The sequence below is a fragment of the Pseudaestuariivita sp. genome (assembly GCF_052825805.1).
Genome location: NZ_JBRBVB010000003.1, coordinates 356,808 through 371,763 on the forward strand (window position 1 = coordinate 356,808; position 14,956 = coordinate 371,763).

Annotated in this window: 11 protein-coding genes; 4 read left to right on the forward strand and 7 right to left on the reverse strand. The window is 63.9% G+C overall.

Annotation, left to right across the window (positions count from 1 at the left end):
- Positions 1–3: 3 nt before the first annotated feature.
- The 4 genes from ACU0B3_RS06050 to ACU0B3_RS06065 all read right to left on the reverse strand — a co-directional run bounded on the left by ACU0B3_RS06050 (position 4) and on the right by ACU0B3_RS06065 (position 5,507).
- Positions 4–768: an HNH endonuclease gene (locus ACU0B3_RS06050; protein ID WP_446259930.1), complete on the reverse strand. Its 765-nt coding sequence runs from the start codon at positions 766–768 to the stop codon at positions 4–6.
- Complete coding sequence (locus ACU0B3_RS06055) at positions 765–2,687, reverse strand: ATP-binding protein (RefSeq protein WP_446259931.1); 1,923 nt, start codon at positions 2,685–2,687, stop codon at positions 765–767. Before ACU0B3_RS06055 ends, ACU0B3_RS06050 begins: the two co-directional genes overlap by 4 nt.
- A gap of 65 nt (positions 2,688–2,752) precedes the next feature.
- A complete protein-coding gene (locus ACU0B3_RS06060) occupies positions 2,753–3,853 on the reverse strand; it encodes a hypothetical protein (protein ID WP_446259932.1) in 1,101 nt (366 codons plus the stop codon).
- A 577-nt stretch (positions 3,854–4,430) separates the two neighbouring features.
- Positions 4,431–5,507 carry a hypothetical protein gene (locus tag ACU0B3_RS06065; RefSeq protein ID WP_446259933.1) on the reverse strand — a complete coding sequence of 359 codons (1,077 nt, stop codon included), beginning with the start codon at positions 5,505–5,507 and terminating at the stop codon, positions 4,431–4,433.
- A 139-nt stretch (positions 5,508–5,646) separates the two neighbouring features.
- Between ACU0B3_RS06065 and ACU0B3_RS06070 the strand changes: the two genes are divergently transcribed.
- Together ACU0B3_RS06070 and ACU0B3_RS06075 are read left to right on the forward strand one after the other, a co-directional pair.
- Positions 5,647–7,017, forward strand: a complete 1,371-nt coding sequence (locus ACU0B3_RS06070) for an MATE family efflux transporter (RefSeq protein WP_446259934.1) — start codon at positions 5,647–5,649, stop codon at positions 7,015–7,017.
- Between the two features lie 152 nt (positions 7,018–7,169).
- Positions 7,170–8,291, forward strand: a complete 1,122-nt coding sequence (locus ACU0B3_RS06075; RefSeq protein ID WP_446259935.1) for a serine/threonine protein kinase — start codon at positions 7,170–7,172, stop codon at positions 8,289–8,291.
- 110 nt (positions 8,292–8,401) lie between these two features.
- On the opposite strand, the gene ACU0B3_RS06080 is transcribed toward ACU0B3_RS06075, so the two are convergent.
- Both ACU0B3_RS06080 and ACU0B3_RS06085 read right to left on the reverse strand, forming a co-directional pair.
- Positions 8,402–9,403, reverse strand: coding sequence for an ester cyclase (locus ACU0B3_RS06080; protein ID WP_446259936.1), 1,002 nt, complete (start codon positions 9,401–9,403; stop codon positions 8,402–8,404).
- Between the two features lie 64 nt (positions 9,404–9,467).
- Positions 9,468–10,253 carry an alpha/beta hydrolase gene (locus tag ACU0B3_RS06085; protein WP_446260204.1) on the reverse strand — a complete coding sequence of 262 codons (786 nt, stop codon included), beginning with the start codon at positions 10,251–10,253 and terminating at the stop codon, positions 9,468–9,470.
- Between the two features lie 183 nt (positions 10,254–10,436).
- On the opposite strand from ACU0B3_RS06085, the gene ACU0B3_RS06090 reads away from it, so the two are divergent.
- Both ACU0B3_RS06090 and ACU0B3_RS06095 read left to right on the forward strand, forming a co-directional pair.
- Positions 10,437–11,909, forward strand: a complete 1,473-nt coding sequence (locus ACU0B3_RS06090; RefSeq protein WP_446259937.1) for an NAD-dependent succinate-semialdehyde dehydrogenase — start codon at positions 10,437–10,439, stop codon at positions 11,907–11,909.
- A 354-nt stretch (positions 11,910–12,263) separates the two neighbouring features.
- Positions 12,264–13,442 (forward strand): FAD-dependent monooxygenase, encoded by a 1,179-nt coding sequence (locus ACU0B3_RS06095; protein ID WP_446259938.1) that lies wholly within the window; start codon positions 12,264–12,266, stop codon positions 13,440–13,442.
- A 192-nt stretch (positions 13,443–13,634) separates the two neighbouring features.
- Here the strand turns inward: ACU0B3_RS06095 and ACU0B3_RS06100 are convergent, their stop codons facing one another.
- Positions 13,635–14,948, reverse strand: a complete 1,314-nt coding sequence (locus ACU0B3_RS06100) for an NAD(P)/FAD-dependent oxidoreductase (RefSeq protein WP_446259939.1) — start codon at positions 14,946–14,948, stop codon at positions 13,635–13,637.
- Positions 14,949–14,956: the final 8 nt, after the last annotated feature.

The window sequence follows — 14,956 nt, forward strand, 5'->3', positions numbered from 1 at the left end:
GATTTAACTGTTCACAACGGCTTGGCGGGTTTTTTCTTGTGCCATTTTCTCCCCAAGTTCTTGAATTGAATAAGGAGGACTTTGCTTATGCAGCATTGCGTGACAATTCGGGCAGACAGGTCGCAGGTCTTTCACAGGATCCGTCTCGCGAACACCTTCACTTAAGCTCAAGGGGTCCAGATGATGGACATGAATAAAGCCATCACCAATTTCGCCATAGACTATTGAAAAATCTATGCCGCAAACCTGACAGACTGGTCCAAAATAATCGACACAGACCTTTCGTGCTTTTGGGTTTCTTTCAATCGCTTTCGCAACGATTTCCTTCCTTTGCCCCTCAGGAAAGGTTGGCTGAAAGTACTTCTGTTGGACAGGTGCTGATGTCGAAAGTGCGCCCACCCTATAGGCATGCCATTGTCGCCCAATTTTTATCAGCTCGGCAGGCCGTAGTCTTTCGTCGATTTCAGCAATTTTGCTTGGCGAGCTTGTTCGGTCTTCTTGCCCTTGGACCATATCGAATATTTCAAGGCGATACCCATGATTTTCGATTAGCTCGATCTTCAAGAGGGCATCTGAATAGCCCGGTTGTTTCCGCCCAGAAGCCCCTATTTGCCATTCCTCATCAAGAATTATAGCGTCGTCACCATCAGTATTATGATCGAATGCACCAAATACGACCACTTTCCGCTTGTGATTAACGGCACACCAACTCCACTGCTGGTTTGCAAATTCTAAATTATTGGCTTTGAAAAACGCTGTTCTTTTCACCCCTTCCCCTCCAAATACCGCCGCTTCGCCTCTTCCTGCCTTCCAAAGTCGCGCACCATCCCTTCGATCGCCACTTCGTCCGACTTGTCGGCATACCGAAACTCGCTGTCGGCGTAGCGGTTGATCTCCTGGATCACCATCTCGGGCGTGATCGGCACGCGCAGCTCGGCGATCATCTCCTTCTTCCGCTCATAGGGCTGAAAGAGGAAGAGCTCCGGCTGCTCCATCCATTCATCGGGCAGTTCAAAGTCCATCGCCCGCACCTTCACCGCGTCGGTGATGTTCTTGATCGCGCGCCCGGTAAACCGTTCATCGGCGGCCTGGATCGCCTTAAGGTAGGTCCCCATCTTGGCCAGCGTATCGAGCTCGCCGACCTCGCCATGCACCCGGTCAAAGACCTCGAGCAGCCCCGCCTCAGCCGGGCGGTTGTGCGCCTCAAAGGACTTGGCGACCGCCGACTTGATCTCCTGCGCGCTCATCAGATCGTGCGCGCCGACGGGGATGTCGTGGTTCTTGCCCATCAAAAGCGCGAGGATGTCGATGTAGTCTTCCCGCGTCTGCGGTCCGTCCACAAGGAACCGCGCGCCCGCCCTCTGGCGCAAAGCGTCGTCCACGTTCTCGGGATAGTTCGAGAACATCCCGAACGTGCAATTCCCGCGCACGACGGTGTTCGCGCCCGCAAAGCTCTCCATCAGCACGGCGGTGATCTCGAGCTGCCCGGCTGAGGACTGCCGATCGCCGCGCTTGCCCGCCAGCTGGTCGATATCGTCGATGGTCCCGAACCCGATCACCCCCGGATCGAGCACGTTGTTGATAAACGCCTTGGCGTTCTGGCCCGACTTCCCCTGGTAGCTGTCGATGTTGTCCGTGCTGAGGTTCTGGTAGCGAAACGGATACCCCGCCACCTGGCAATACTCGTTGATGAGCCCCGCCATCATCTGGATCAGAGTCGTCTTGCCCGTCCCCGGCTTGCCGTCCCCCATGAAGGTAAAGATGAAGCCGCCCAGCTCGGCAAAGGGGTTGAGCCGCCTGTCAAAGTCATAGGCCATCAGCATCTTGGCGAGCTTCATCGCCTGGTACTTGGCAATGTGATTGCCCACGACCTCGTGCGGTTTCTTGAAGGTCATGGTGAGCGTGCTGGCCTTGGCCTTGCTGGCCGGCTCAAAGCCGCGGATCGTCAGGTCATCCGCCTCGATCCGCCAGGCTGCACCCGTGAAGGGCTCCAGCCGCGCCGCCTCCTGCGCCCGCAGCGCGATCTTGCCCATCACCGCCTCGGCAAAGCCTGTCGCCACCGCCACCAGCCGCGCATCGTCCTCCGCGCGCGTCTCGAACAGACCGTCCAGTTCCCAAAGCAATCCATGCAGCATGACCTGCGCGTTGTCGGTCACGACCTCCTCCGGCTCCGGCAACTCGACCTGCGTCTCGCTTGTGTGCGGCGCCAACAGGTAGGCGAGCGCATTGGCAAAGACATGCCCCACCACCAGCGCCTCAGCGGTCAAGAGCTGACCAAAGGCCGCCTTCTTGTCCGCACCCAAAGCGCCTTGCAGGTTCGCGCGCTTGAGGTCGGCCAGCTCCGTCCGCTCGGCAAACTGCTCGCCCACGGCCAGCGCAATCGCGATCCCCCGGCGCAGCGCATTCAGCACGCTCGCCTGAACGGGTGAGACCAAATCCTCCCCCTCGATCCGCTCGATCAAAGCCACGCCCTCGGGACGCGCGGTCGACCGCGTCACCAGCCCCGGCGTCGTCGTACGAAACCGCCGTCTTGTACCCAGACCGCTCGACCGCTCCGGCGTCACCTGCGGCACCACCGACGCAATCCGCGGCGCATGATCGAACCCACGCAGCATCCCGAGCGCCGCCGGGTAATGCGCCACGATCGCCGCCTCCCGCAGCTCCATCTGGTCCGACGTCAAACTCATGTCCCGCTCCCGCGCTTCATCTTCCCAAGTAAACTCCCCCCGGAGGGCCGGCTGGCCAAGGCGCGCTACCGGTAGTCCAGCACGCGCCCCTGCCCGCTCACCACGAACTTGCGCACGTTGGAAAACCCGGCGGGCTGCCGTTCCGCCAACACCTGATAGGGGCGTTGCGGCAGGATCACCGCACGGTCCATCGCCGTCATGCCGCTGTCCGCGCGAAACGGATCACGCTTGAAAACCTGCAACTCCCGCGAAGAGAACCAGCCCGTGCGCTCCGTGCGCGGCGCCTCGGTCTCGAGCCGTTCTTCTGTCCACACCAATGCCCAGTCCTGCCCCTCCGGCGCCTGCGCGCTGGCAAGGACTTCAAGCAACGGCCCTGACTGAGACGTATACATTGATGAATACATTGGCCCCAGATGAAACCGCCGGAGGCGCTTGGGGTGAAGATCGTCAAAGTCCTCGTCAAAGCCTTGCGCAATCGTCATCAGCTTGAGCCCACCCAGCGACTGCGCGATCAGATGCGCCTGCGCTTCCGGCCAGCGGCGTTGATCTTCGTAAAGCGACGTCCTGCCCGTGTCCTCACATTCCATCAGATAGATCACCGGGAGGTTCAGTTCGCTATCATACACTGCCCAGTGGATCAGCAAGCGCCGCCGGTCAGAGCTTCCACCAAGCCACACGATCTTTGGATCGTTGCGCGCCCAAAAGAGGTCCCCACGCGCGAGCTCCTCGTAATAGAGCCGCTGCGAGAGCGCGAATTGCAGCTTGGTCGGGATCTCGTGATCGCCGACGATCTTTTGCACCATCTGCTCTTTCAGGACATGCGCCGTCGGCGCTTGCCGCAGATGCACCCCGGCCTGCGCCGCGTCATTGGCCATCGTCATCAGCTCGGTGATCACCGGAAAGCCACTTTCTTTGGCGTCGATCTGAAGCGAGCCAAAGAACCGCCCCGTGTCGCGCCCGACCAGCAGGTACTTGAGCGACAGCGCCCGAAAGGTGAACGTCAGCGCAGAGATATACCGAGTCAGCGCCTCCACCTCCTCCCGGCTGAGGCTTCCTTCCGCATGCAACATCCCCGCCACCCGGCCTAAATGCCGCGTGATCCCCTCGAACTTCCGAAAGTACCGTCGTGAAGCGAAAAGGTCGGTAAGGGCGGAAAGGTCAGTCATGTACTACTGCCGGTATCGTTCTGGTATCGATCTCCCTTGAGATCGTCCACGTTTTGGCAGCCAATCAAGACAACAAGTCCAACAATCAAAAGCCCAAGGCCAACGACAAATGCGCCAACCGAAAGCGGCGTCCAAAACGCAGCGACGAGAAACGCAAAACCCACAAAAATTGGAAGTCGATGAAGCATTAGATCCCCATCCTTCGTCGCGAGTTGAAAAGAGGTCCCGGGTCAAGCCCGGGACGGGTGGAGCGGAACACGCCCCGGACATGATCCGGGGCCTCGCGCCAAAACAATTCTTTCATCGCCCAAGCCCATCAAGCAACGCCGCTAGGAAACCAGCACCATCGTGTTGGTCTCGCGAACCGCGAAGTTGTCGGATCGATATAAGAAATCTGCGGTGCATCGAAGAGCTGACGACACCAAGAAACATCAGCCCGATGGCCGCCAGGTGCCATCCCGATGCAAGCGCCCCAACCATCAGCACAAACAGCGCAAGACCGATACCAACCCAGACCAAATCACCGTAGCGTTCAGCCCAGCGCTTGCTTCTCTTAACGATTGGTACAGGCACCGGGTCACCCCCCGTACGCATTCTTGTCATGCAGCGCGACCACTTGCGAAAAGCGGCGGGCGAAGCGTTCGTCGGCCTTGGCCTTGGCCTCCAGCACCTCGCGGGCGAACACCATGTGGTCCTCGTGCGCTTCGAGCATCGAGGCCATGCGTTCGTTCGTGGCCGACCCGATGGCAGCCATGGCGGATTGCGCCTCCTGGTCGGTCTTCACCCCGATCTCGTTGATCCGGTGCGCGACGTCCTGCTGCTGTGCGGTCTTGAGCGACTTGGTCAGCGCGTCATAGAGCACCACGCGCTGCTTGGTGTCCGTCTGCAGCTTGTTGATCAGCACCATCTGTGTTGCCGCCTGGTTCTGCAGGCTGTCGATCCAGCTCTTGCCCTTTTCGATATACCGCTCGAGCGTCTGGCTCTTGGCCAGCTTGACCTGCTCGTCCTGCACAAGCGCATTATACTGCTTGTTCACGTCCGACAGGTCCGACTCCAGCGCCGTGCGCTTGGCCGCGTCCTGCTCGACCGCGATGGCGTTCTCGAGTGCGATGATCTTGGGGTCGAGCGCCAGGATGTCCTGCTTGACCTGTTCCATCTCGGCGACGGTCACCTCGCGCTCTTCGAGCGTCTCGGTCAGGTTGACCTCCACCTGCACCTTTTGGGTGTTGAGCACGTCGAGCTGGCTTTGCAGCAGCCGGGTGATCACGTCCGATTTCGAGATCAGGTCTTGCAGCTTGTCGTCGATCGAGGCCGAGCGCACGCGCTCCTGCCGCATCGCGTCCGAGCGGCTCTTCGAGAAATAGCCGACAAAGCTCTCCCATCCGGTCTTGGACCGCATCTCGTCAAAGTCCTTGGAGAACCCGGCCGTGATGTCATCGAGCCCCATGATCAGCTCGGCGATGTTGGCGTTCATCACCTCGGTGTGGGCGTGCACATCCTCGAGGGAGGCGTTTTCGATGTCGATCTCGGCGCTCTCACCGGCTGCAATCTTTTGCCGGGCCGTCTCGATCCGGCTCGTCAGTTCGGTGATCTTGGCCTGCGCTTCGGCCACCTGCGATTGTGATTGCTGAACCTGACCGGCAAAATCCGACATCCATCCCTCCAAATTGTTGTTGTGTTTCAACATATATGGGGAATGTAATGACGTTTTACATCCCCCTTTTGGTCCAGTTTTGCAAATTGCCTGACCAAAAGGAAGCGGAACGGGGGCCGGTGTGCCGCGTTGGCGCTTCATGTCTTCCCAAGCCCGCCTGACCCGAGGCCCCGTCCCAAAGGCGCTTGCCGCCGTCTCCGCCCCGATGTCCTTCGGCATCTTTGCCGTCCTGTCGGTGGGGGTGGCGGATGCGTACTTTCTCGGGCAGCTGGGCGGCGCCCCGCTCGCGGCGATCGGGTTCATCTTTCCGGTCACCACGGCTTTCGCCTCGCTCGCCATCGGGCTCAGCGCAGGTGCCAACGCGGCGGTCTCCCAGTCGCTCGGGCGCGAGGACGATCCAGAGCACACGCGCCGGCTCGGGCTGCACGCCATCGGGATCGGCGTTCTTTTGGCAGCGCTTATGTCCGTGGCCGTCTGGCTGCTCTATCCGCTGCTCTTTCAGGCGCTCGGTGCCGAGGAGGCCGCGCTCGAAGAGATCGCCGCCTACATGCCGGTCTGGGCGCTCTCCTTCCCATTCCTGGTGTTGATGATGATCGTGAACGCGGTCTTTCGCGCCTATGGGTCGGGCATATCGTCGGCAGCGATCATGGTGCTGGCGGCGGTGGTCAACATCGCGCTCGATCCGCTTTTGATCTTTGGCGTGGGTCCCTTCCCCGAGCTTGGCACGCAAGGCGCGGCGGTCGCAACGGGCGCCGGGCGCGGCCTCGCAGCGGTCGTGGCGCTCTGGTACGCTTGGCGGAAGGGGATGCTGTCCCTTTGCTCTGATCCTCTGGAGGGGCTCTGGGCGTCGACCAAGACCATCTTCCAGGTCGGTCTTCCGGCAGGCTTTTCCAACGCCATCAACCCGGCTGGCATGGCGCTGGTCACCGCCGCTGTGGCCACCGTCGGCAGCGCGGCGGTTGCGGGCTTTGGCGCAGGCACACGGATCACCTCGCTCACCAACGTGCCGATGATGGCGTTGAGCGCGGGCATCGGTCCGGTCGTCGGCCAGAACTGGGGCGCGGAGAAGCAGGACCGCGCGCGCAGCGGCGTGCTGTGGACCTGGGGGATTTGCCTCGTCTACGGTCTGGGTATGGGCGTCGCGCTTGCCGTCTTTGCCGAACCGCTCGCCGCGCTCATCACCGACGGCGGCGAGGCCGCGCAGTACACCGAGACCTACCTGCGCATCGCCGGGTTCAGCATGGCCGGCTACGGCATGGTTGTCTGCACCAATGCCGCGATGAACGCGCGCAGCAAGGCGGGCATTTCGATGGCCCTCTCGATCGGGCGCACGTTCCTTCTGTACCTGCCACTGGCGTGGGCGCTCGTGATGGTGCTGGACTTCACTGGCGTCGTCTTTGCTGTGGTGATCGCGAACGCACTTGGCGCTGCCGCCGCCGTCTGGTGCGCCTGGTACACCGGTCTCTTCAGTCCATCCCGCATGGCGGAGATGATCCCGTCGCGCGCCTGACACAGACCCCGAACCAACCCGGCAATTGACAAGCGCGCGACATCGCGGCACCCCTTTCAATATGGCCAAGGGCGATGGCGTCGCCGGGCGTTTGCCTGCCGCTGAGACCCTCCTGCACGCCGGGACATCCACCTCTCGCAGGAGATCGCGCCATGACCTGGACGCCTGAAAAGACCATCGTCAACAGCTGGAACGAATGGGACCCGCTCCGCCACGTGATCGTGGGGAAGGCCGACGATTGTCACATCCCGCCCGAAGAGCCCGCGCTCGACGCCAAAGTCCCCGAAGACAGCGACATGCGCGGCCAGTGGGGGCGCCGCCCGCAGGAGACGATCGACCGCGCCAACGAGCTCCTCGACGCCTTCGCCGACCAGCTGCGCAAGCGCGGCGTCAAGGTGGACCGCCCGACGCCCATCGACCATTCCCTGCCCGCCACGACGCCCGACTTCCACACAGAAAGCCAGTTCGGCTGCATGCCGCCACGCGATGTGCTGCTGACGGTCGGCTCGGAGATCCTCGAGGCGACCATGTCCTACCGCTGCCGGTGGTTCGAGTATCTCAACTACCGCCCGCTCCTGCAGCGCTACTGGGAGGAGGACCCGAACTTCCGCCACGAGGCGGCGCCCAAGCCGCGCCTCACGGATGCCGACTACCACGACGACTACCTCAGCGAGAAGATCGGCGTCGAAAAGCGCCTGCAATGGACCGCCGAGAAATTCTTCGTCACGACCGAGGAAGAGCCCCTCTTCGACGCCGCCGACGTGCTCCGCTTCGGCAAAGACCTGGTGGTGCAGCACGGCTTCACGACGAACCTCAAAGGCATCGAGTGGATCCGGCGCCACTTCCCCGACCACCGCGTACACGCGGTGAACTTTCCGGGCGATCCCTACCCCATCCACATCGATGCGACCTTCACGCCGCTGCGGCCGGGCCTGATCCTGAATAACCCACAGCGCCGCCTGCCGCAGGGCCAACGCGAGATGTTCGAAAAGAACGACTGGCAAATCGTCGACGCCGCTCAGCCCGCGCACAACACGCCCCCGCCGCTCTGCTACTCGTCGACCTGGCTCAGCATGAACGTGCTCGTCCTCGATCCCAAAACTGTCTGCGTAGAAAAATCCGAGGTCTACCAGGCAGAGCAAATGGACAAGCTCGGGATGGAAGTGGTCGAGGTCGACCTGCGCGACGCCTACGCCTTCGGCGGCGGCCTGCACTGCTGCACCGCCGACGTCTACCGCGAAGGCGGATGCGAGGACTACTTCCCCCACCTCTGACCCAAAGGCACAGGTCCCCAGCTTCTTCTGGCTAAAAATATCCCGGGGGGAGGCGTCGAAAATCCCCTGATTTTCGACGTTGGGGGGCAGAGCCCCCAACCCACGTGCGCCTAGACGCGCCCGATCTGGGTAGTGCGCTTGAGCAGGTCCACGCCCAGCTGGTTCCAGACATGGAGCAGGTCGATGAAAATCCAGTTCTCGTGCAACTTGCCCCCGCCCGCGCGGTAGACGTCGATCACGCGAAACTCGACGGGCGTGTCGGACTTCGGCATCCCCATGAACCCGCCCAAATGCGTGGCGGTAAAGTTCGGCCACCCGAAGAACGCGCCATAATGCCCCTCCGCCATGCGGCAGATGTGGCCCGTCTTGGCCCGGTTCATGAACGCGGCGCGGAAGGGGCCCGCGTGCTGCTGGGCGTAACGCTTGATCGTGTAGCTGGCGCCAATCCCCGTCGGGCCCCACCACAGCATGTCCTCGGCCCAGGTGCGGCGCAGCTCGTCCTCGAGCGGCAGGCCAAGCCCCCAGGTGCCGAGGTCCGCCACCATCGCGTTGATCGTCGCCAGCGTCTCCTCGCCCAGCGCCGGGTCCTGCACGTCGAACATCAGCGCGTCGTGGGTCATCGGCCCCGGCTGCACCAGCTCGGCGGCGGTCTGCGGACCAAAGGGGCGCAGCCCCGCCTGACCCATGAGGTGCGGCAGGTCAAAATACATCGCCTCCTCGACGATGCGCCCGCCCTCGATCTTGTGAAAGGCGGCGTAGCGCAGCATCGCGATCTTGCCGGTCGGCGGAATGCCCAGCCACGGCGCATCGAAAAGCCCCATCAGGTGACCCATCGACACGACCCAGACGGAAGCAAAGCCGTCCATCTCGTTCTGGCCAGCCATGAACACGTCGAGCCTGCGTTGCAGCGGCGTCAGCGCGGTTTGCAGCGGTGTCCAGAACGTCTCGCGCACAGCCTCGGCGCCGGTGATGAGGCCAAACGGGTGAAACCCGCGCCAGACCATCTGGGGATCGCAATAGGGGCTGGTGTCCCCGCCTGCATCAAGCGCCGCGTAGTACCGCCGCACAAGCTCCTTCTCCGCCTGAAATGTCAGCGGCCCGGTGCCGTCCATGATATCCCTCGTTTGTGACCCGCCTACTTTGCGAGTCTCGCGGCAACGCGCAAGCCCGTTTGCGTCACGTCAGCCCCAGAAGTGTCCAGCAAAGCGCAGACGCCGGATCTTCGAGCGCGTCGATGACATCGAAATGGTGGCGGCCCTCGGCGATGTGCAGCCCGCTGTCCCACGCCTCCGCCAGCCACCGCGCCTGGTCGAGAAAGACCGGACGCTCCGCCGCGCCGACCCAGACCGTCACGTCCGCCGGCAGACGATCCTCCAGGTGCACAGGGCTCTCGCGCCGCGCTTCGGCGTCGTCGATCCTGAGGTCCGCGTTCATCGAGGTGTGCATGAGTGGCGCGAGGTCTGCGACCGGCGAGATCGGCACGCAGGAGGTGACGCGCCCGGCAACCGCCACCGGCAGTATTGCCGCCGCCATCATCCGCGCAACCAGATGCCCGCCGGCTGAATGGCCGGTGAGCGCGATGGGACCGGCCACGTGCTCTGCCGCGACGGAGATCGCCTGCGCGACCTGCCGGCCAATCTCGCCAATGCGCACGTCGGGACACAGGTCATAGGACGGCAAGGCCACCGCCCATCCGTTCAGCACCGGCCCCGCCGCGAGATGCGTCCAGACCGACTTGTCGAACCGCAGCCAGTACCCCCCGTGCACGAACACCACGAGGCCCTTTGGAGTGCCCTCCGGCAGCATCAGATCGAAGAGCGACCGCTCGGTCCGCCCGTAGGGCAAGTCCATCTGCGCGCGCCCGCCACCCATCTGCCGCGCGACAAACGCCGCCGCCTTGGCTTGCCAGCGCGGGATGTAGTCCGCGGCGTTCGGGATGAAATCGCCGTTGGCATAGGCCATGTCCCACGCCTTTTGACCTGCGCCCGTCTCCCGCAAGATCGCATGATCGAGCTTTGCGTAGTCCATCGGCACGTCTCCCACCCTTGGCTGGACAAGCATGTGCCACACATGATGGTGTCCCGCACGGAAACATTTGCCGTCCCGCGCGTACCCTCAGGGACCGGCAGCGAAGGAGACCCGCCCATGCTCGACCAGACCACCGACCTCGCCTCCCACCTCAACGACCCGTCTCTGCTGGTGACCAAAGGCTACATCGCCGGCGCGTGGGTGGATGGAGACGGCACGTTCGACGTGACGAACCCTGCGCGCGGCGACGTGATCGCCTCGGTGGCGGACCTGTCGCGCGCACAAGCCGGGGAAGCGATCGCCAAGGCCGAGACCGCGCAAAAGGACTGGGCCGCCAAGACCGCTAAGGAGCGCTGCAACATCCTGCGCAAATGGTTCGACCTTATGAACGAGCGCGCCGATGACCTAGCGACCATCCTGACCGCCGAGCAGGGCAAACCGTTTGCCGAGGCGCGCGGTGAGATCCTCTACGGCGCGTCCTTTGTCGAGTGGTTCGCCGAGGAGGCCAAGCGTGTCTACGGCGAGACCATCCCCGGCCACCAGCCCGACAAGCGGATCTCGGTCATCCGCCAACCCATCGGCGTGGCCGCCTCGATCACGCCCTGGAACTTTCCCAACGCGATGATCACCCGCAAGGCAGCGCCTGCCCTCGCCGCAGGCTGCGCCTTTGTCGCGCGCCCGGCCAAGGAGACACCGCTCTCGGCTCTGGTCCTCGGGGAGCTGGCGACGCGCGCGGGCATCCCGGACGGCGTCTTCTCGGTGATCCCCTCGTCGTCCTCCTCGGAGATCGGGAAGGAGTTCTGCGAGAACCCCGCGGTGCGCAAACTCACCTTCACCGGCTCCACCGAAGTCGGGCGCATCTTGCTGAAACAAGCCGCCGATCAAGTGCTCAAATGCTCGATGGAGCTGGGTGGCAACGCGCCCTTCATCGTGTTCGACGATGCTGATCTCGATGCCGCCGTCGAGGGCGCGATGATCTGCAAGTTCCGCAACAACGGCCAGACCTGCGTCTGCGCCAACCGCATCTACGTGCAGGCCGGCGTCTACGACACCTTTGCCGAAAAGCTCAAAAAGGCGGTGGCCAAGCTCAACATCGGCGACGGTCTCAAGGACGGCGTGACCACCGGCCCCCTCATCAACCCCGATGCCGTCGACAAGGTGCAGGAGCACCTCGACGACGCGACCTCCAAAGGCGCCGAGATCATCGTGGGTGGCAAGCCGCACGACCTCGGCGGGACGTTCTTCGAGCCGACCATCGTCACAGGCGTCACGCAGGACATGCAGGTCGCGCAGGACGAGACGTTTGGCCCCCTCGCCCCCCTTTTCAAGTTCGAAACCGAAGAGGAGGTGATCGCCATGGCCAACGACACGATCTTTGGCCTGGCCTCGTACTTTTACGCCCGCGACATCGGTCGGGTGACCCGCGTGCAGGAGGGGCTCGAGTACGGCATGGTCGGGGTGAACACCGGACTCATCTCCACCGAGGTCGCGCCCTTTGGCGGGGTCAAGCAGTCGGGCCTCGGCCGGGAAGGCTCCAGGCACGGCATCGAAGAGTTCATGGAGATGAAGTACATCTGCACGAGCATCTGATCGGGCGGCTTTCGGGAGCTAGAAAGCTTGATGTCTAACGCCTAAATCAAGGCGCCCGCATGACGGGCACCGTTAAGCGTCATGCCGAAGGCATGCCTCCGGCATGACGCGCCTCGTCAAACCGTAGGTTTGGCTCCGCCCAAATGGGGCGGCGCGTCCCTATTTGTTCCACTTGGTTACGCCTAAAGCACCCCGCTCCCACACGGCCCGCTACGTCGCAAGACATTCCACCTGTGGCGCATTTGCCATAGGTGGCTCTGGCCAACCCGCCGCCGCGCGTGAGCGCTTGCCGCATTTGTGAGCACGCCACATCCTTCTCCCAAGGGGGGCGCCGTATTTCCGGCGCGATGCTGCGTGAAAGCACTGATTGTAGGTGGAGGAATCGGCGGCTTGACGACCGCCCTCGCTCTCGACGGGATCGGGTGGGATGTGCGCGTGCTCGAACAGGCACCCGAGATCTCCGAAGTGGGCGCTGGCGTGCAGATCAGTCCCAACGGGATGAAGGTACTCGAAAAGCTCGGCGTGGTCCCCCGCATCGAGCACACGCTCTTTCAACCGGACGCCATCGAAATCCGGCACGGACCGACCGGCCGGAGATTCTTCAACCTGCCGATGAAGGCGATTGCCGCCGAACGCTGGGGCGCGCGCTACATCCAAATTCACCGCGCCGATCTGGTCGACGGCCTGCTGGGCGAACTCCGCGAGCGCCAGCCGGACGCGGTCCAGACGGGCGCGCGGGTGCAATCCTACGAGACCTCCTCCAAGGGCGCGTCGGTAACCCTCACGGACGGCACGCGGCACGAGGCGGACCTGATCGTCGGTGCCGACGGGCTGCACTCGGCGATCCGCACGCAGATGCTTGGACCGGACGCGCCGACATTTACCGGCAACATCGCCTGGCGCACGGTGGTCCCGGCCGCAGCGCTGGGCGCCGATGCACCGCCGCAGGCCGGCTGCGTCTGGACCGGGCCCGGCAAACACGCCGTCACCACCCGCGTGCGCGGCGGGGACATGGTCAACTTCGTCGGCATCGTCGAGGAGGACAGCTGGACCGAAGAAGGGTGGTCGATCACCGGTACCGCCGCCGAGGCCAAGGCCGACTTTGGCGGCTGGAACCCGACCCTCGACGCGATCCTCGATGCCGCGCCGCAGCTGCACCGCTGGGCGCTCTTTACCCGCGATCCGCTGGAGCGCTGGTCCGACGGCGCGGTTGCGCTTTTGGGCGATGCGGCGCACCCGATGCTGCCGTCGATGGCGCAGGGCGCGGTGCAGGCGATGGAGGATGCCTGGGTGCTCGCCCGCGAGCTCGACAAGGGCGGCATGATCTCTGCCGCGCTCGAGCGCTACTTCGCCGCGCGCATCGACCGGGTGACGCGGGTGCAAAAGGAATCCGCGGCGAACCTGGCGCTTTTCCACCGCCGTTCGGTGCTCAGCCAGGCACAAGCCTACGTGCCGATCTGGATCGCCGGCAAAGTCGCGCCCGCGCTGCTGTGGCGGCGCAACGATTGGCTTTATGGGGCGGACTTCGCTTAGTGCCTCGAACTTTGAATATCGTAATCGCCTGCCTAAATCAAAGCACTCGCCTGACAGGTACTGTCAGGACGCGCCGTCCCGCCCCCGTCAAACCAAAGGTTTGCCTCCGGCAAAACGGGCGGCGCGATTGCGCCACCCCGCGGGACGGCGCGTGAACCACTGTTGTATTAGTCAGCCGAAATAAAACCCGCTCTACCGCCGCGCCGCCAAATTCTGTGCACGGTCTACGACCATCCGGTACCACAGATTCGCCGCCTGCAAGAACCACGGCCGCCCTCCAGGATGCAGCCACGATGTGCGCAGCGTGGTCTCCGCATAGGCCGTCTCGCCCCGCGGATCACCGAGCGCCCGCCACGCAGCCTTGGCACCCAGATAAGGCGCCATCACCGTCCCCGACCCGGAAAAGCCCATCGCCCAATGCACACCGCCCTCACTGCCGACATGCGGCATGTGCGTAAAGCTGTAGCCGGTGTTCCCTGACCATACGTGCGAGACCTGCGTCTCCGCCAGCTCCGGCCAGACCTCCGACATCGTCGCATGCAGGCGCGCAGCGGCCACCTCGGGACGCACATCGACCATCGAGGCGCGCCCGCCAAACAGCACACGTGTTCCGTCTGGCGACAGGCGAAAATAAGAATGCCGCGCGCGCGTTTCGACCATCATTCGCTTGCCCGGCGCCAGCTCTCCGAGCAGGTTCGGCGACACCGGCTCCGTCGCGATAAGGTAGCTCGGCAGTGGAAAGACCCGGCGTGCGAGCCTCCTAAACGGCGCGCGGGTGTACCCGCCCGTCGCCACCAGCACTTTGCCCGCGCGGACAGTGCCGTGCGGTGTCTCCACGCGGTAGGCACCCCCCTCCGCCACCGGCAGCCCCGCGCGGCAACACGCAGTGACGGTGATCCCCCGCCGCAGCACCGCCGCCAGGAGACCGTCGTGGTACTTGCGCGGATGCAGCGCCCCATGCGTGGGAAAGAGCAAGGCGCCGTGGTATGAATCCGTCCCGACTTCCCTCCGCAGGTCGGCCTTGGCAATCACCTCGCACGGCAGACCCGACTGCGCCGCGACCGTCTCCGCGAGCTTGCGCTGGCCTGCGTGATCGGCCCGCGTCCACGCCAGCTGAATCCGCCCGGTCTGCGCAAAATCGCAATCGATCCCTTCCCGCGCGATCGCGTCCTGCACAAAGGCGAGTGAGGGCGCGGCCTCGGCAAAGACGCCGGCGGCCACCTCCTCCCCAAAGAGCTCCGTCAGACGGTCCCAGCTCAGCCGCGGATGCGCGCCGACCATGCCTCCGTTGCGGGTCGAGGCGCCCTGCCCCGGCTGCCCGGCATCCACAACGGCCACCTTCGCGCCCGCATCATGCGCCGCAATCGCTGCCGAGAGGCCGGTGTACCCAGCGCCCAGGACAAGCAGATCGACCGCTGCCGGAGGCGGCGCATCAAGCGCCGGCCAGACCGCACCCTCCCACCAGTAGGGCAGCCCCGGCCGAGCATCGGCACTCAGCACCGCCATCTTGCCTC

Excerpts from the sequence above, each read along its gene's own strand:
- ACU0B3_RS06055 (WP_446259931.1), bottom strand. The coding sequence starts at position 2,687 with ATGAGTTTGACGTCGGACCAGATGGAGCTGCGGGAGGCGGCGATCGTG.
- ACU0B3_RS06060 (WP_446259932.1), bottom strand. The coding sequence starts at position 3,853 with ATGACTGACCTTTCCGCCCTTACCGACCTTTTCGCTTCACGACGGTAC.
- ACU0B3_RS06065 (WP_446259933.1), bottom strand. The coding sequence starts at position 5,507 with ATGTCGGATTTTGCCGGTCAGGTTCAGCAATCACAATCGCAGGTGGCC.
- ACU0B3_RS06070 (WP_446259934.1), top strand. The coding sequence starts at position 5,647 with ATGTCTTCCCAAGCCCGCCTGACCCGAGGCCCCGTCCCAAAGGCGCTT.
- ACU0B3_RS06075 (WP_446259935.1), top strand. The coding sequence starts at position 7,170 with ATGACCTGGACGCCTGAAAAGACCATCGTCAACAGCTGGAACGAATGG.
- ACU0B3_RS06080 (WP_446259936.1), bottom strand. The coding sequence starts at position 9,403 with ATGGACGGCACCGGGCCGCTGACATTTCAGGCGGAGAAGGAGCTTGTG.
- ACU0B3_RS06085 (WP_446260204.1), bottom strand. The coding sequence starts at position 10,253 with ATGGCCTATGCCAACGGCGATTTCATCCCGAACGCCGCGGACTACATC.
- ACU0B3_RS06090 (WP_446259937.1), top strand. The coding sequence starts at position 10,437 with ATGCTCGACCAGACCACCGACCTCGCCTCCCACCTCAACGACCCGTCT.
- ACU0B3_RS06100 (WP_446259939.1), bottom strand. The coding sequence starts at position 14,948 with ATGGCGGTGCTGAGTGCCGATGCTCGGCCGGGGCTGCCCTACTGGTGG.